The sequence below is a fragment of the Pacificimonas sp. ICDLI1SI03 genome, from assembly GCF_054740865.1.
In genome coordinates this window covers 757,668-774,764 of sequence record NZ_JBSQAU010000001.1, presented here as the reverse complement: position 1 = coordinate 774,764, position 17,097 = coordinate 757,668, and the positions used below count along the sequence as shown (strand labels likewise).

General features: G+C 55.7%; 14 protein-coding genes. 6 read left to right on the top strand and 8 right to left on the bottom strand.

What is annotated here, in order from left to right; translation table 11 throughout:
* Nucleotides 1–6: 6 nt before the first annotated feature.
* From ACSMXM_RS03700 to ACSMXM_RS03685, 4 genes are all read right to left on the bottom strand, one after another.
* Complete coding sequence (locus ACSMXM_RS03700) at nt 7–1,716, bottom strand: hypothetical protein (protein WP_460314055.1); 1,710 nt, start codon at nt 1,714–1,716, stop codon at nt 7–9.
* Nucleotides 1,713–3,440, bottom strand: coding sequence for a hypothetical protein (locus ACSMXM_RS03695; RefSeq protein ID WP_460314053.1), 1,728 nt, complete (start codon nt 3,438–3,440; stop codon nt 1,713–1,715). The genes ACSMXM_RS03700 and ACSMXM_RS03695 overlap by 4 nt, the downstream gene beginning before the upstream one ends.
* Before the next feature lie 575 nt (nt 3,441–4,015).
* Nucleotides 4,016–5,668 (bottom strand): DUF6538 domain-containing protein, encoded by a 1,653-nt coding sequence (locus ACSMXM_RS03690; RefSeq protein WP_460314051.1) that lies wholly within the window; start codon nt 5,666–5,668, stop codon nt 4,016–4,018.
* A 138-nt stretch (nt 5,669–5,806) separates the two neighbouring features.
* Nucleotides 5,807–6,571 carry a hypothetical protein gene (locus tag ACSMXM_RS03685; RefSeq protein ID WP_460314049.1) on the bottom strand — a complete coding sequence of 255 codons (765 nt, stop codon included), beginning with the start codon at nt 6,569–6,571 and terminating at the stop codon, nt 5,807–5,809.
* Between the two features lie 150 nt (nt 6,572–6,721).
* Between ACSMXM_RS03685 and gspK the strand changes: the two genes are divergently transcribed.
* From gspK to ACSMXM_RS03670, 3 genes are all read left to right on the top strand, one after another.
* Complete coding sequence (gene gspK, locus ACSMXM_RS03680; protein WP_460314047.1) at nt 6,722–7,735, top strand: type II secretion system minor pseudopilin GspK; 1,014 nt, start codon at nt 6,722–6,724, stop codon at nt 7,733–7,735.
* Between the two features lie 155 nt (nt 7,736–7,890).
* Nucleotides 7,891–9,414 (top strand): PhoX family protein, encoded by a 1,524-nt coding sequence (locus ACSMXM_RS03675; protein ID WP_460314046.1) that lies wholly within the window; start codon nt 7,891–7,893, stop codon nt 9,412–9,414.
* Between the two features lie 97 nt (nt 9,415–9,511).
* Nucleotides 9,512–10,114 carry a PEP-CTERM sorting domain-containing protein gene (locus ACSMXM_RS03670; protein ID WP_460314044.1) on the top strand — a complete coding sequence of 201 codons (603 nt, stop codon included), beginning with the start codon at nt 9,512–9,514 and terminating at the stop codon, nt 10,112–10,114.
* A gap of 162 nt (nt 10,115–10,276) precedes the next feature.
* On the opposite strand, the gene ACSMXM_RS03665 is transcribed toward ACSMXM_RS03670, so the two are convergent.
* Nucleotides 10,277–10,591, bottom strand: coding sequence for a hypothetical protein (locus tag ACSMXM_RS03665; protein WP_460314042.1), 315 nt, complete (start codon nt 10,589–10,591; stop codon nt 10,277–10,279).
* A 342-nt stretch (nt 10,592–10,933) separates the two neighbouring features.
* Between ACSMXM_RS03665 and ettA the strand changes: the two genes are divergently transcribed.
* Complete coding sequence (ettA, locus tag ACSMXM_RS03660; protein ID WP_460314040.1) at nt 10,934–12,616, top strand: energy-dependent translational throttle protein EttA; 1,683 nt, start codon at nt 10,934–10,936, stop codon at nt 12,614–12,616.
* Between the two features lie 18 nt (nt 12,617–12,634).
* On the opposite strand, the gene ACSMXM_RS03655 is transcribed toward ettA, so the two are convergent.
* Genes ACSMXM_RS03655 through ACSMXM_RS03645 form a run of 3 tightly spaced genes read right to left on the bottom strand, consistent with a single transcriptional unit; the run spans nt 12,635 to nt 15,950 of the window.
* The gene (locus ACSMXM_RS03655) at nt 12,635–13,450 is read right to left on the bottom strand and encodes a TadE/TadG family type IV pilus assembly protein (RefSeq protein ID WP_460314038.1); all 816 of its coding nucleotides are present in this window, start codon (nt 13,448–13,450) and stop codon (nt 12,635–12,637) included.
* Nucleotides 13,432–14,103: a TadE/TadG family type IV pilus assembly protein gene (locus tag ACSMXM_RS03650; protein ID WP_460314036.1), complete on the bottom strand. Its 672-nt coding sequence runs from the start codon at nt 14,101–14,103 to the stop codon at nt 13,432–13,434. Before ACSMXM_RS03650 ends, ACSMXM_RS03655 begins: the two co-directional genes overlap by 19 nt.
* Nucleotides 14,100–15,950, bottom strand: coding sequence for a pilus assembly protein TadG-related protein (locus ACSMXM_RS03645; protein WP_460314035.1), 1,851 nt, complete (start codon nt 15,948–15,950; stop codon nt 14,100–14,102). Before ACSMXM_RS03645 ends, ACSMXM_RS03650 begins: the two co-directional genes overlap by 4 nt.
* 118 nt (nt 15,951–16,068) lie before the next feature.
* Between ACSMXM_RS03645 and ACSMXM_RS03640 the strand changes: the two genes are divergently transcribed.
* Entirely contained in the window at nt 16,069–16,587 is a 519-nt protein-coding gene (locus ACSMXM_RS03640) for a squalene/phytoene synthase family protein (RefSeq protein ID WP_460314033.1), read from the top strand.
* A gap of 14 nt (nt 16,588–16,601) precedes the next feature.
* Nucleotides 16,602–17,084: a histidine kinase gene (locus ACSMXM_RS03635; RefSeq protein ID WP_460314031.1), complete on the top strand. Its 483-nt coding sequence runs from the start codon at nt 16,602–16,604 to the stop codon at nt 17,082–17,084.
* Nucleotides 17,085–17,097 lie beyond the last annotated feature (13 nt).

Genomic DNA, 17,097 nt, shown 5'->3' with positions numbered 1-17,097 from the left:
CTAGGCCTAATCGCCTTGATCCAACTGAGCCGGACCCAGAGTCCAAAAGTGCGGGGGCAATGGAAGACGGTACTGCCGGCATGCCATCATGATGACCGGCCAAAGGTTGGTTCGCGATGCTGACAGCTCGTAAAATGCCTGACTCGCTTGGATTTCTTTCTCCATCAGCTCGATCACCTTCTCAGACCCATTTTCGAGATCGAAGCCATCCAGGCCAACGCCATGCCGCGCGGAGTTCCGGTATAGGTGTTCTTCGGTCGCGGCGTCAGGAAGCCAAAGCTGAAATGTACAATGCTCCATGTTTTTAGCACTGAAATCAGCAAGGTCGCTGAGGGCTTGCTCGTGGCGCACAATCGCCAACCAGATTGCAAGGGTAGGATAGAGGATTGAACCGGCGGTCACTTCTCTTCGGTACTCTTCGGATGGCTGCGGGTGCTCCGCAAAGTCGGCGTATTCCTGCAAAGTGCATGGATAATACCCGCCACGCCGGTATGCCATGATCGTCGCGTAAGTGATCTGTTCGACCCACTTATGGATGAAATCGTGGCGACCCTGTTGAGCAAGAAACAGGCATGCCAGCATGATTTCGATCGCGTGGTCATCTTTGATCGGCGTGAAATAGACAGGGTTGTTCTCAACCATATTGATGAGCGTTCGCTCAACTCGCTCTATCTCCGCATTGAACTGTTGAAGGACCTCATCAGCGGTATCTTCTGGAAGTCGATTTCGCGTCAGCAATATCCAGAATCCGTGCAGCGCCACTCTTCCCATTGCATCGAAGAGCTTCAGATTAACATCCAGCGGCGACGAGGATGGCACTGAGGATGCAAGAGCATCTCTGGCCTCAGTTAGAGGATAAACGTGCTCTTCGAGGTAAGCCGCGCCAATACTCCGCTGGAGCTGAATGATCTTGTTGACCGCGCTCTCTAACTCCGTTGCGACCTTAGACCGCTTCCGAAACTGATCGCGAGTCAAATGCCATGTCCAAAGCACCGCGAGCTCACTGCAAAGGTAGGCTGCTTCCAAGTTCTTCACATCGCGGCACCAAACAAAGATAGTCCACGCTGCGAGGTAAATTTGGCGAACCGCAGATAGGCGGGCGGCCTTTGTCTTGAAATCCTGATAAGCTAGCTCGGCAATGACGCCATAGAAATGTGTGAGGCAAACTTGGGGTTCATCCACAAATGCGACTGCCTTGCGAAAATTCGACTGAACTTCGTCCGGGAAAATCTTCTCACGCAAGAGCCCCGTTGCGATCAGGTCCGCAAGGTAATCTCCGTTCCACTCCTCGAATTCGATCTGCTGGGCAACGGTGTGCTTGTCGACAAAGCTATCGACCGTAGGACGAATATCCTCATGGATATCGCCGCCAAAACACATGGCGATAACGACCGGGAGGTCCTGGTAGCGTTTCGGAATGTGTTTCGGGATGTAGTAATCAAGTATTTCGTTGAGAGACGGGCGCAGTGCCTGCTGGCCGACATCCCAATCTGTGCGCTTCAGATCACCCGATTTAATTGAAAGCAGGAAAAGCGCCTTGCCACCGGTCTTTGGCCAAGTGCCGATAGCGGCAACATCGACGCCATATTGCTTCGTCCCTCTCTTGGGACGAGAGATCACGTTGAATCCGACTTCGCTCAGGATGTCGGGCAGAATGACATCCAGCTCAGCGCGTTCCTTGAGCGACGTTAGGTATTGCTTGAGAAGGGCCTTCATTGAGGCCTTTCCTCCAATCTGAATCGATATCGCAGAAAGGCCAATCTCTCAGGACAATGTACCTCCATCCGGGGAATGGGAGTCGACGTCTCGTGTGATTGATAGAGCATTTCATGCCTGGTCGGTTCATCCGCCCCAGGCCCATAGACATAGGAAACTGCACCCCGCCCATAGAGCATCGTCTTGGTCTGGATCAAAGAAAGGAAGATCGACGATTTGTGGGCTTGCTTTGCGATCTGATGCTGCTCTTTGCGCTTACGATCCCATTGGGCTTGACGCTCAGGTGGTGACGGTTTGAAGGCATCATTGCCTCGACCCTCAGACAGGCCTTTCAGGTACGTATCTCTCGCCTCCTTGAGCCGCTTCACTGACGGCTTCAATTCCGGTGACGTGTCGAGCACACTCTCGAACAAGGCGATGTCGCCGGGGTAATTCCCAAGCCAGAATGATGCGATCTCATCCTCCATTGCCTTGAGCGCCCCTCCTGAAAGAAGTTTTAGGCACGCCGCGAGCAAGGAGACCGCTGGACCGCGATCAAGCATCAAATACGCAAAGACTTTCCGAACGAGATAGAAGACCTCATCCTCTGAAAGGTCATGCGGATCTAGATCTAAGGGATATAGATTTACATCGAGCGGGGGGAAAACTCTCGAAGCCGCTTCGCCTAAAGTTTGGCGCCCATCAAGCAAAAGCTCGACGATATACCAGCCAAGAATAGTCGAAGGTTCCGCTGCCAACTTGTGCTTCGTCGAGTCAAGTGCATCAATTCCGATGGCCCGGGGGCCACCGGTCAGCATCCCCTTGATGACGCGCAACACCAAGTCACGCTCAGTATCAAGATCAAGCCCGTAGAGTACCATATCGATCAGATCGATAGTTTGCGGCTGATCCGCCAAGACATTGGGCATGAGGGCAAAGATGCTCTCTTTGAGAGAGGTGGGGTGCTTGATCTTGTCGAGTATCAACCCATGGACAAGCTCGTTCAGGACCGCAGGCGGCGGGTTGTCGCACGCTGCTTGTAAAGCCTCAAACAATTGCTGGGGTTCATCCTTGGGGTCTTCGATGCTCTGCAAACGCCGATGGATAGCGCTGATCGCATTCACACGATCGATTCCCAGAGATGCAGGGCCAGAACGCTTCACAAGAAAGTCATTGGCCGATTGCAGATGTTCGCCGGTCAGCTCCATATAGCCCAGCGCCATTGCTGCGTGGCGGCGCATGACAGGACGCGGGTCATCGCAGATTGCAACAGCTCGGCTCACCGCTTTATCAGCGTCCACTTTGGCGAACGCCAGCAAAGTGCCTAGCAGGAGTGGGCTATCACGCGAGTCGGATTCCAAAGCGCCGAGGACTTCTGCGCTTTTGGCATCATGAGCCCTTAACCATTTCTCGAACATCGAAATGGCTGTGTGCTCTGATCCCGGCTGTTCGCACAGATCTATCAACGCATGACTTATGTCCAATACCACGGAGGGCTCACAATCAATCTGCGGCAACACGACTGCCAAAATCTGTTCAATCCGACGGGACGTTGCTCGGGTCAGCCCAGAAAGAGTGCTCGCGAACTCGGTCGTGAAGCCCAACTCACCATCTTGGACAAGGCTTACAAGAGCGGATGCGACATTTTCGACTTCACCATAAGGGACTTCTGCCAAATGAGACAGTAGCTCATCGGTGGCCAAGGCCGCATGAGTATCAGAAACATAGTCTCTGTCTTCGCTCACCCATCACCTTCGTACCAATTGGCAAATAACTGGCTATACATGGGACGGGCTGCATAGAATTCCAGACCAACCTGACGTCCGCTAACCACCGAAGCGCATGCCTGTTTGGGCGACGATTTGATTGCTGGGGCCACCTCCCATGTCGGTAGTCGCTGAGCTTAAGCGAGGCCATCCGGGTCAAGCAAACTGAAGTCCGCTATCGGGCCGACAAAGCGTGCGGCCCAATGACCGACATTGGGGTGCGTTGCTGACGCTGGCGCCCATCGTCGTAAACAGCAGCTTTTAGCCTTTTCGATCTCCAAAGGGGACTAAATCGTCCAACATTGCGGCGCTTATAGGTTCAGAAATTTGATGCCCACTTTGGGCCGGCGCGGCATGTTCCCAGATATTTGCAGGTAGTAGCTTAGATGTCCAAATATGTAGCTTAAATGGGGTCTGCACGCGATAACTCGCGCTCATCACCGTGACGGTCGTATCAACGCTACCACCATCAGCGCACATCCTCATTCGCCTTGCTGCGAACTCAGAATTCGACATAGTTCGCCGAGAAGATATCTTTGTCCCTTCCTCTCGCACTAATCGTCGCGCGCTGAACCGGCATACGGTTCCGCAATTGTCACATCAGGATAAGAAATTAGCTCGATTAACTCCTTCTTCCGGTGAAGCGTAATTCCATCTGGGTTATATACAGAGTATGTAAACCCCCGCTCATGGCCTAAGACCTGAGTCCACTCATTTTCAGGCACGCCAGACTGCTCAATGATCCGCGTAACGTTCTTCCGAAAGGAATGAAAACATTTTGCGCGAGAAGAGAACCCACGGCTAGCCTTAAATCTCGAAAACTCTCGCCCAGCGTCAGCACCTGGCTTTTTTCCAGGCCCCTCCTCATTGAATTTATTCCAAATTCGCTGCGTGTCCGGACCGCGCTTCCTTTCAGTCAACCAAGACAGGGAACTATGAATCGGCACTTGACGCACACCCGCAGGTGATTTTGCATCCTCAATTTGGAAGTACAAAATTGCGCCGTTCCGAGTTTCGGAGATACGAAGTTGGTGCCATTTCAGCGACGCTATCTCATCGATCCTCATGCCGGAAAACATTCCCACAAGGATTAGCTCATAAAGGTCCGTCCGGCGCGGGGGCGGGTTAAGAAGCTGGTGCAGCTCGTGGCTTTCCCAAGCTAGGTACGGCTGAACATTCACGCCGGGACGCAGTTTCTTGTGAAAACCTTCGAACCGATTGTTTCCTTCGCAGTGTCCTCTTCTTTGTGCCCACGCCCATAGTGATTGGAGGGTAGCTAAGTGCCGATTCATAGTGGCATCTGAAAGGCCAGTTTCATGATCTCCGTAACATTGGCACAGGCTTTCCCAATCCATTTTTTTTGATGCTGCCGAACGTGCCCAGTGCGGGTCGAGTCTCTTTAAGATATCGCGAAAGGCAGCTGCGTCTTCCATTCTAACTTCGCGGATTGGTTGATTTCTCCAGAAACCACTAAATAAATTAAAAGTCGCTTTCTTCTGTTGCTCCGTATTGGTTTTTTTCGTCGAGCTGCTATCGGCTTTCCACTGGGTCATATAAATATGTGCTAAATCATCAAAAGAAATGTTCTTAAATTTAGCAACCCGCGTCGCCTCTCGTACCACACGGCTGCGCGGTTCATCATTTAAATCGCCTTCATCACGTCGATCATTCATTGAAAGAGCTTCAATTACCACCTCAGCTAAGTCGCTAGAAAATTCGGGAAACCATCCACTATTCCGGTCGACGTCGTAACCTTTATTTTTTAAGTATTTCTCTGCGCTATCCTCGAATGGTTTTAGGTCGCCGGAATCAATTGCTCGGACCAACTTACGCTGCAGTCTTTTTCCATTCGCAACGCCGGAGCCTTTTTGACTAGGATCTTCAATCCTTTTGCGTCTAATCGATCGGTTGATTTTCTCAAAAGCCTCGCCAATTGCAGCCTGTCGAGCATGTTCAGAAGGTTGCCTTCTTAGCACTAGCGCTGGTGTTTGCGTTTGATCATGGGCCTCAAATCGTAAACGCGCCCACTCGTCAGTTAACCCGGTTAAAATGGCAAACGCCTTGCGAGCAGCTTTGTCTTTGTCTTTTTCGCGCAGGGATTTTGTTACCTCTTTCCTGCCGAACCGCTCCTGAACATCAGACGGAACCGGCACGCGCAATTGCCAAAAAGGGGATTTAGCTCGTTTAGTAAGATATCTGTCTAGCATGAAGCCTCTGTAGCAAACCTTGTAGCACAATTTGTAGCACACGTTTCACTAAGAGTCAGTAATTTCTATGAATATGATAATAATATATAAGTTTCGTCCATGGCTACGATTCCTGCCGCCCCAGCCAGACGCGAGTCCTTAGGGGATCGTGAGCGTCTGCTGTTTTCCGTCACGCAGATAAACAAGCGTTCCGCGTTGCCCAGCCGCAATATCGCCAGCAAGGTCCTGTAACCGTCCGGGACCGTCAAATGGCTCATCCTGGAATTTCACCACGAGATCCCCCGCGCGCAGTCCAAAAGGCTGTAGAATGGCTGGCACGCTTTTCAGGCGATAGCCACGCATACCGTTCTCCTCGTCTTCTTCCATATTCACGTTCATCGCAGTCAGTACGGATTCTCGTCCCTCAATCTCAGCAGTTTCGGTTGTGTCGGGCGCGGTTCGGCGGACGGGAGTGGACTCGTTCGGCTTTTGAAGGCTCAGTTCACGGGTTTCGCCTGACGTGCCGGTGATGGTCGCGGAGCGCCGTGCAACCTCGGTCAACGTCCAACCGGGTACGATCTGGCGTCCGATCCTTATGCGACGTTGCCTGTCATCGGCGATGGAGACGAATATCGCGCCTCCGCCCGGCCGTGCTGAAATTCCCTTCAGAACGATATCGCTGGGCCACGCCTGCGAGCTTTGTGGTGCCGAAGGCGCCTGGGTAGAGGCCGCGACGGGGGCGGGGGCGGGCGGCGAGGGTTGCGGAGCCGACGCCTGAAGCGCTGGTGCGGCGTCGCTGGGCGACCCTTCATCCTCAGCGCCCGAAAATAGCATCATAGCCAGGATCAGCAGCATGAGCGGCATGCCGAAGATCAGCATTCGCCGTTCGCGTTGCGACAGGCGGGACAGGAAGTGCATGGGCATGATTGGAAACTTAACGAACGCGTTCGCCGGCGCCAGCGCCAATTGATGCAGAGGGGAAACTGCCAGAAAAACGTCAAGAAAGTGACATGGAGCACGCCTAAGTGGCGCAATGCTTCCTGCAGCACCTATCGTTCCAACGGAGACATTTTCATGCGACCGCGCACCGTGGAAGCAAGGGTGACCGAGCGCTCTCACCGCGAACGTGGTATGGCGCTGATCACGGTTCTTCTGCTCGTCGCGGTGATGGGAACGGTGACGGCCGCCTCACTGGAAATCATGAACCGGTCTGTCGCGATGGCCAATAATGGTCGCAGTGCGATGCAGGCCCGCCATCATGTTCGCGCGATGGAACATGTTGCCGGTCGGCGCCTGATGGCGCTGCGGGAACAATATCCGGACCGCCTTACCCTTGCGGGAGGATGGGCGGATACGCCGATTCCCGTGCCGACAGAGGACGGGAATGTCGTCCTGCAGCTTTCCGATGGCTCTCATTGCTTCAATATAAATGCACTCGTGGGGCCGGAGCAGGGCGGCCGCCGCATCATCGATCCCCTTGGTCTTGAGCATTTTATCGGGCTGGCCCGTGCGGTCGGTATTGACGAACAGAATGCGCGCGATCTGGCTTTTTCTATCACCGATTTCATCGACAGTGACATGGTGCCCCAGGCAGGCGGTGGCGAGGATGAAATATACAAGGATGGTGAGGACAGCCATCGAACGGCCAACACGCTGCTAGCCGACCCGGGCGAATTGGCAGCGGTTAAAGGAATGACGGTCGAAAGGCTGTCGCGTCTGCGACCCCACCTTTGCGCTTTGCCTTCGAACGACATGGTTCGCATCAACGTCAATACTCTGCAAGAAGAGGAGGCGCCTTTGCTGGCGATGCTGGCTCCCGGACAGTTGACCCTGCAGCAGGCACGTCGCGCGATTAGCGCGCGACCGGAAGCGGGATGGGAAAGTACGGATGCGTTCTGGGATGAACCCACGCTTTCGGCGCTGGCCCTTCCACGCGGGGCGAGCGAAAGCGTGGACGTGAAAAGCGACCTGTTCTCCATCAACATGATGATCGACGATGCAGGATTTGTCAGCGAAGCGAACATACTGTTTGAGGTGACGAAGGGCAGGGTGCGTGTCGTAAACCGCACATGGGGGACCGCGTCCTAGTCGATTTGGCCGTACGCCATTTATGACACTGACAAGACTCGCTGTCGCAAAACCCACCAATGTAATTTACGAAAAATTAAGAATTCTAACCCGGTAGAGTCACGGTTCGCGAGCATATCCCTTCTTGGAAATTAACCAAGCAAAGGGACCGGGTTATGACAACAGAATCGTTTTCAATCGGACGGCGTGGCCTGCTGAAGGGCACGGGCGGCCTTGCCGCAACGGCAATGCTTGCCGCACCGCTCAGCATGTTGTTCGCGCAGAATGCGTCGGCCGCCGGCACACTTGGTGCCAGCCCTTACGGCCCACTATTTCCGACGCTGGACCTGGAAACGGGCCTCCCCCTTCTCAAGCTGCCGCGTGACTTCACTTATCGCACGATGAGCTGGCGCGGTGACATGATGACCAATGGCCAGCCGGTCTTCCCGGGGCATGACGGCATGGGCTGCGTCGCCATCGGCAGGGGTCGCAATCAACGGCTGATTCTGATTCGCAACCACGAGTTGGGCGCCGTCCGGGAATTTGGGTTGCTTGATGCTCCGGGCACGTACGATACGAATGTGAGAGGCGGCTCCTCAGTTCCGAACTCTGGTGGCAACTCGAACGTCGTTGTATCAGCAACTGGCCGGTACATCGAAACGCAGCCATCGCTCGGCGGCACGATCCGCAACTGTGCAGGCGGTTTGACCCCCTGGGGCAGCTGGCTCAGCTGTGAAGAGACGCTCGACGTCAATTCAAATGGCGGCATCAAGCATGGCTATGTTTTCGAAGTTGCGGCGGACCCCAACCAGACCAGCGGCAACCCGATCATCGAAATGGGCCGCTTGTCGCATGAAGCGGTCGCAGTCGATCCGATTACCGGCTTCGTCTATGAAACCGAGGACAATCGTAACTTTGCTGGCCTGTATAAATTCGAGCCTACGAACACGTCGGGCCGGATCGGCAGCCTTGAGCAGGGCGGCAAGCTCTTCATGGCGAAGGTAGTCGGCGAAAACGGCAAGCTGCTGATTGCTCCAAACCTGGGCGACTCATACGAACTGGAGTGGGTCGAGATCGACGAGCCGGACGCGGATCCCGCGAATGTCAGCGTTAGCGAGGGTAGCATCAGCTATTCCGGCGGCGCATCCGGTCCTTTTGCACAGGGCTATGAAAAGGGCGGCCTCGTCATGAGCCGCGGTGAGGGTGCATGGACCGGTCCGGACGGCCTTATGTACTTTGTCGACACAAGCGCGGGTCTGAACGGCAGCGGGCGCCCCGGTCAGGGCGAAGGTGCAGTATGGGTTTACGATCCACGCTCGGAACGCCTGGAATGCATCTATGCATCGCAGGCAAAGGTAGCAGGCAACAACCCTGACAACATCACCGTCAGCCCGCGCGGCGGCGTCCTGCTGTGCGAAGATGGCGGCGGCGTCGAAGACGAATTCGGCTTCGGCGAGCGTCTGCTCGGCCTTCTTCCCAACGGGCAGGCCTATCCCTTCGCAAAGAACAATATCCAGCTGTCGAACAGCGATATCGCGAAGGCCGGCAAGTCCACCTCGCTGATCAGCGAGGGCGATTACCGTAACATAGAATGGGCGGGCGCTTGCTTCGATCCGACGGGCCGCATCCTCTTCGCCAACACGCAAACCCCGGGCATTACCTTTGCGATCTCCGGCCCTTGGCAGCGCGGTACGCTGTAACGGGTTTGGCATCACGTGCCCGTCCCTGTCGCGGCGTGGCGCCAACACGCTACGCCGCGATCTTTTCACATTCATCAGCATCAACAAGGATCATGAAATGAAAAACCTCCTCCTCGCTGCGGCCTCCATGGCTGCGCTGACGACCCTTGCCAGCCCGGCAAACGCACTCATCATCAACGCGACGACCAACGGAAATTCGGTCGACACGTCATTCAGCGGCCCCGGCGTTCTTGCTGCCGACGTGGATTTCTCGGCGTTTGCCGGACGCGCGGCATCGGTCATTCTCGATGTCACGCTCGAAGCCGAGGATCTCGGATCCAGCCTCGACTTCAATGGCGTCATGACGAATGGGAATTTTTTCGAGAACCTCAAGTCATTCACCCTGATCCTGGACGGCACGACGTTCAGCGCTGTAGGATCAGTTATCCCTTTCTTCTCACTTGGTGAAACCGTGCTGGGCGCTGCTGGCGACGAGCGAATCGACATTATGTTCGGCGAAGGTGGCGAGCCGGCCGGCGTCGAACTCGGCGACGTCGGATTTGGCGGCATGAACTTTGGCATCGATATTTCGAATTTCGTTGCCGGCGACAGTTTTTCAATCGGCCTTATCGGCGAAGTTCCGGAGCCGGGCGTCCTCTCGCTTCTAGGCCTCGGTGCCCTGATCCTGGGCGCACGGCAGCATCGCCGCCTCAGCAAATAAGGTAACTCTTACCGTGGGGTCGGACACGGTCGTCGCTCGACGGTCGTGTCCGACCTCTTTTTTTTCGGGACCTACTCGTGTTCCGAGCAGCAACAGACGAATGTCAAAAAAAAGGGCGCCCCGTTGCCGGGACGCCCTTTCTCAATACGATAATCCGAGAGATTACATCTCTTCGGCGGTATCGTCGACCATGCCATCGTCGAGCGTGTCGCCCGTGGCACCTTCGGTCATGCCGCTGTCGTCGACCAGGTTGCCGTCGACTTCGTCAGCCATTTCGCCCATTGCATCGGCTTCAGCGTCGAGCTGGTCGGCCTCAGCTTCGTTGCCGAGTTCGTCAGCAAGATCAGCTTCTTCTTCCAGGATATCTTCCTGCGATTCCAGCTGCTGCTCCTGAAGGTCCTCAGCGGCGTCCTGGGGGCCGCAAGCTGCGAGCGTAAGAGCGCTGACACCAGCAAATGCGATTGCAAACTTCTTCATGGGTACTCTCCTTTGGGTTATTCGGTAGCCGAACGGATAGATATGGTGTGATGTTCCGGCTTCCGGTCGGGTTCGTTGCGGAAGGGTAATGGATTGGGGCGCCAGGACCATTTGGAAACGGTGGGTAAAAACGCCTTCAAATCGCCTCCCTCGGCAGAGCAACTCGGATGGATTGGCGCGTTCGCCGCCCCTACCGCAATTCCCCCATTACCATTGCTGTCCGTTCATGCAAGATTCATTACGCAGGGCGATATAAGGAAAGATTCGGATGCCTTGTGCGGGGCGGCAGCGTCCCCTATCTGCGGTCCAATAATTTCACCTAGATTTCTGGAGCTGAGCCCCGTGAGCGCAGGCCAATATTCCTTTGTCATGAAAGAGCTGACCAAAACCTATCCAGGTCAGCCAAAGCCAGTGTTTTCCAACCTGACGCTACAATTCTATCCGGGGACGAAGATCGCGATCGTTGGCCCCAACGGTACGGGTAAGTCCACCCTGATGAAGATCATGGCGGGTCGGGACAAGGATTTCCAAGGAGAGGCCTGGGCAGGCGAGAACGTCTCGGTCGGCTATCTGGAACAGGAACCGCAACTGGACGAATCGAAGACCGTCAAAGAGAACGTCATGGACGGCATTGGCGGCGTTGCCGATAAAATCGCTCGTTTCAATGAAATCACCACCTTGATGGGCGACCCGCCGCCAGATGCCGATTTCGACGCACTGATGGCGGAAATGGGCCAGCTGCAGGAAGAAATCGATGCCGCAGATGGCTGGAACCTCGATACAACGCTGAATATCGCGATGGAGGCGTTGCGCTGTCCACCCGCGGACAGCAGCGTCGTCAATCTGTCCGGCGGTGAAAAGCGGCGCGTGGCGCTGTGTCGGCTGCTTCTGCAGAAGCCCGACATTCTGTTGCTTGATGAGCCGACCAACCATTTGGACGCCGAAAGCGTCGCGTGGCTCGAAAAGCATCTCGTCGACTATCAGGGCAATGTCATCCTCGTCACCCATGATCGCTATTTCCTAGATAATGTCGTCGGTTGGGTGCTGGAGCTGGATCGCGGCCGTTATTACACCTACGAAGCGAACTATTCCGGCTATCTGGAAAAGAAGGCGAAGCGCCTGGAGCAGGAAAGCCGCGAGGACGAGGGCAAGCAAAAGGCCATCCGCGACGAGCTGGAGTGGATCAAGAAATCCGCCAAGGGCAGGCAATCAAAATCAAAGGCCCGCATCCAGCGATTCGATGATCTCGTAGCCACGCAGGAGGACCGCAAGGTCGGATCCGCGGAAATTCTGATCCAGAATCCCGAACGACTGGGCGGCAAGGTGATCGAAGCCAAGGGTCTCACCAAAGCCTATGGCGACAAGCTGCTGTTCGAGGATCTGAACTTCATTCTGCCCCGCGGCGGCATCGTCGGCGTTATTGGCCCCAATGGTGCCGGTAAATCGACCCTGTTCAAACTGATCACCGGTCAGGAAGAGCCCGATTCGGGTAAGATCGAGATCGGCGACACCGTTCATCTGGGCTATGTCGACCAGAGCCGGGATCATCTCGATGCGTCGAAGAACGTGTGGGAAGAAGTCTCCGACGGGATGGACCATTTCGAATTCGGTAAGCAGAGCATTTCAACCCGGGCTTATGTCGGCGCCTTCAATTTCAAGGGCTCCGACCAGCAAAAGGTCGTAGGGCAATTATCGGGCGGTGAGCGCAACCGTGTTCACATCGCCAAAATGCTGAAAAAGGGCGGCAACGTTCTGCTGCTTGACGAGCCGACCAACGATCTTGACGTCGAAACCCTGCGCGCGCTTGAAACGGCGCTGGAAAACTTCGCCGGTTGCGCGGTGGTGATCTCGCATGATCGTTTTTTCCTCGACCGGCTTGCAACGCATATTCTCGCCTTTGAAGGCGACAGCCATGTCGAATGGTTCGAAGGAAACTTCGAGGCCTATGAGGAGGACAAGCGCCGCCGTCTGGGAGAGGCCGCAGACCGGCCAAGCGCAATGACCTATCGCAAGCTGACCAGATAGAGGGGGCAGGGCGGCAGCCTAGGCCCCCGGGCCGCCGCCGCCCGGCACCTCGACCTGTTCACCGTCTGGTGTCCCGGCATTGGGACCCCCGCCGTCGCCCGGCGGCGAATCCTCATCACCGGTCCAGGGGCAGCGCGACAACTCGCCATCGGGAATTTCCGTGGTGTTCGTAATCGTTTGCAGCGACAGTTCGCGCGCGATGAAGGCGGCGCGATATTTGATTTCGCGCGTTTCGAATAAAGAGGAAATGGATTGCATCAGCGAACCGCCCGTTCCGAAAATAGGCTCATACTGATAGGTCACTTCCGCAAACATGACCGTATTCGGCCATAGCACCTCCATCCCATCGACGGTGGGGATCTCGTTCCAGGGCGTTCCGTCCGTATAGAGGCCATCGCCTTCGCCGCCGATGCTGCTGGTGCTGTTGTAATTGCCTTCGCAACGCTGCCAACGAATGACGTGGCCGTTAGGCACGGGGTCACCGCCCGTACCGCTTGGAATCGGTTGGTTCGCGGTGACCGATGAGAGGATAATTCGTCCTCTGGTATCAAAATCCGCCAGCCTTAGCGCCAAACGCGAACCCAGAAACAGCGTCTCCACATCGGTTTCATCGATAGAGGAGCGGAAGCGGGCAGCAAGATCCGCAGTGGATGTCGCGACCCGGGAAATTTGTTGATGCGCAATCGCCAAATTCACAAGTTCCAAGCCACCAAGGAAGGTCACGCACAGAAAGGGCAGGGCGAGCGCGAACTCCATGAATGCAACGCCGCCATCATCGGCAGCGGCCTTCCGGATCTTTCGCCTGGACCGGAGCGTCAATGGTCTGAAATGCATATCTCTGACCTTGCATATTGGGCGGCGTTGGCGAACGGCTCGTTCTTCACGCCGGCATTCAGGTCGATGACCAGATAGTCGCCCGTGAATGTCCGTGAGAGGCTGAACAGGGGCGGATATTTCACCTGCAGTCCAAAATAGACGATGTCCTCGGCACCGCCGACACCCTCGATTCCCTGGATATCACGTGTCCATTCGCCGTCGCCGTCAACATCGACAAAACAGTCGCCGTCGCCTGGTTCCCCGCCCAGCGGCTCGGCGTCCCGCGTGATGGGCTCGGGATTTTCGATATCCTGAAAGTCTTGGTAAGATCGTACATCCACGTCGAAATCCGCCCCCGGAATCCCCTGCAACTCCGCAGCGATATAGTCAGAGATTAACTTCAGGGAGGCGGGCGGTGCCTCATCATTTTCCTGACCGCCTTCCATATCGTCGTCACTATCGCTTGTGACTTCGTCGGTGATAAAATAACCTGTTGCCGACAATCGCGAAACCTCTCGCAAAGTCCCCTCCACACGGGCTTTTGCATAAGAAAAATACCCGATTTCGATGGCGCCCAGTATGAACGTCATCATGGGCAGGACAAGAATTGCGAATTCGATCAGATAACTGCCATTCTGATCGCCACGGGCGCGGCGCAGAAGCGGCTTCACTGAGACACCCGCAAATAGCCGATGTTGCGGCCGATCTTCTCAAAAACCTCTTCCAGTTCACCAGCCCGCCCGCTGTCTGCCTGATAATAATCGTCGGTGCTGCTGGCGCACTTGCGCAATGCTTCTTCGTCCGTGTCTCCCACGTCTCTAGTAAAGGCTACAGTATGCACCTGGATCCCCTGCTGCTTCGCATATTCGCAAAGCATACGAAAACGGGCGCGATGTTGGTTCCCGGTGCTGGAGCCGGTGTCTGGCCGAACATGATTTCGATAATCTGATGCGAATTCGATGCCGTAAGCTGAGTAAGAATGGCCTGAGGTGTCCATCGTACCATCGGTCATGAATATGAGGTATTTGGCAACGGGTCGGCCCGGTCGACCCCCGGCGCCGCCCACAGGCCAGGTATCAGTATTTGTGAACGGCGCTTCGTTCGAAAGAAGCGCTATGCCCCAATACATGCCGATATTGTGATAGGTGCCGCCTGCCGGCACCAGCGTATCAATCGCAGCTTCCAAATGGGACTGAGGATGCTCGTCCAGCAATTCGACGGGCGAGGGACAACCGCTATTGGGTCCCGGTCTTTTCGGATCCGTAGAGGCAGCCGGATAGTAAGACGCGTTATAATAGCCTTCGTTAAGGACACCGGGTTGGGGTCCTGTGCGATTATCTCGCACCGTATAAACAATTCGGCGATCCAAATTCGTGTCGTCGGTATATACGCCGAAGACCGGATCGTTTCTCAGCGGATCACCAGAATTTGGCCATGTGTACGTCGCCTGAGAAGAAATAGAATTTGGCGTGACAAGATAAGGTTGCCATTTCGGCACTCCATTGCCGGGAGCCTCGTCGATAATGTCCCAAGCACCGGCGGGAATAGAGCCGTAGGGGTCCCCAGCATCGATACTTTGGATCGTCGTCCGCATTTCGACGCATCCCTTCCAATCGTAAGGTCCGATCGAACCGTCCCGTCCCCGCGCAATAAAATTTGTCAGATCGAACGTCTGTTTGCCAAAACGGGGATTGACGCGGCGCCACTGCTGATCATAATTTCGATTTCCGCTCGAGCAGTAATAATTCCAATAATCGCATTTTCTTGGGGTGTATTCTAAGGAGTAGTAATGAGAATTTGTCTGCTCGACATATTCAACATTTTCATCCATTAGTTGGTGACCAATATTAACTGTTTGACTGTATGGCACAATGCCAACTCTTACGCGTAATCCTGCTTTGTTTAATTGATCCCTCAGTGTTCCCATAATGGAAACAAATCGCTTCGCTGCCCGCTTCAGCTCGTTAATGCGTTCATTATTAGAACCGTATGAGCGGTCGAGATCCCATTGCATGGAACCTGTAGTATCCAGCACGAGGACGACATCTACATTGCCTCCTGAGCGCACAGACGAACAGCTTAGAGAAATCGGCAGATTTTCGACGCCCACGACTCTCATCATGGTTGTCGGGATAGAGGTACGCAACGTCAGGGATAGCTCGCCAGACGTGTCGTCGAGCGAGGCTTCCCAATTTACAGTTTCAGAGTTGAAAAGGCCGTCCTGAAAGTTGAAATCAACGAAATTATCGATCTCGCGGGAGCCGTCATCATCGCCTCCCATGACGGGAACGTCGTCGCCCTCCATGACTTTTCGTCCGGCAAGTGCGGCAGCATCGCAGGTTTGCGCGAGCCTGGCCTCCGCCATATAACCCCGGGTCAGGTCTATGCCGCCACCGATGGCCCCCAGCAGCGGAAAAACCGCCGCCGTGACGATGACGAGTGCATTGCCGGCCTCATCGCGGGCCAGACGGCGCAATATCCCCGTTGATCCCGCAGGCCTCGCCGTCTTTCGGTTCATGTTTCGTCCTGTTGCCCCGGTGTGCCGCCCGGACCCATAAAGACGGCAATTGCACCCATTTCGCCGCAGCGTTACGCGAACAAGGCTAAGGAGCGCTTCATGAACAGGGTTAAGGCAATTGGTTAACGACAAAACGGCATCTTCTGGTGACGCAATGCTGGACCAATTGCGCGCCGAGGCGCCGGCGCGTTATTTCGCGACCTTGTTCCTGCCCGCGCCGCTGCGCAGCCAGATTGCGGTCTTGCATATGTATGACCTGCGCCTGCTCTCGGTCCAAGCAGCCGGAGGCGAAGTCCATCCCGCGTTGATCAAATTGGCATGGTGGCGCGACGCGATCGCTGGTCTTGGGCACCAAGCTGTGCGGGGGGAACCGCTACTGGGCGCGATCCAGGACCGCATACCCGCGGATGCGCTTCAAGACTGGGCGGCCCTTGCGGACGCTCATATGGATCGCGTGGAACATGGCGACGCGGATGCAGTGGTTGCGGCGCGCGAACGGGCGGCGGCCGCGACCCTGGGGCACGGCCGCCTGTTGAGATCCATGACCGCTCTTCGCATAGCAGACAGAATGAAGGAGCGTTCGCTCTTGCGGCGTCAACTGGCCATGACATGGCACATCATCACCGGCCATAATTAATTGGGGCGCTTCACATGAAGGGGTGGAAACGCGCGGCACTGCTGCTGCTGATCGCAATATTGGTGGCGACCGCCGTCATCGCTTGGCTGCGGCAACCCGATCCGGTCGGTGTTCCACCGCCGCCCCCCATGACGGATGTCCCGGGTCAGGTGGCGGCGGTGACGCAGGACTCATGCCCCCCCACACCGGCTTGCGAGCCCATGGTTTCGCCTCCGCCCGCGCCAAAGGCGGACCCGGCATTGCGCGAACAACGCCGGTTCAATCGCAATGATCGAGACAAGGACGGCGTCGTGGCGAAAGAGGAGTATCTCCATTCCCGCCAGCGAAGCTTTGACAAAATGGACGAGAATGGTGACGGACACATTGATTTTACGGAATATTCCGTGAAGCAGAGGGAGCGCTTCGACAATTCGGACTGTGATTCCAGTCGCACCTTGACGCCCGCCGAATTCGCCTCGACCGCCACGCGGAAGGACGCCCCCGAACCGGATTGTTAAGGGGCATCCGTTT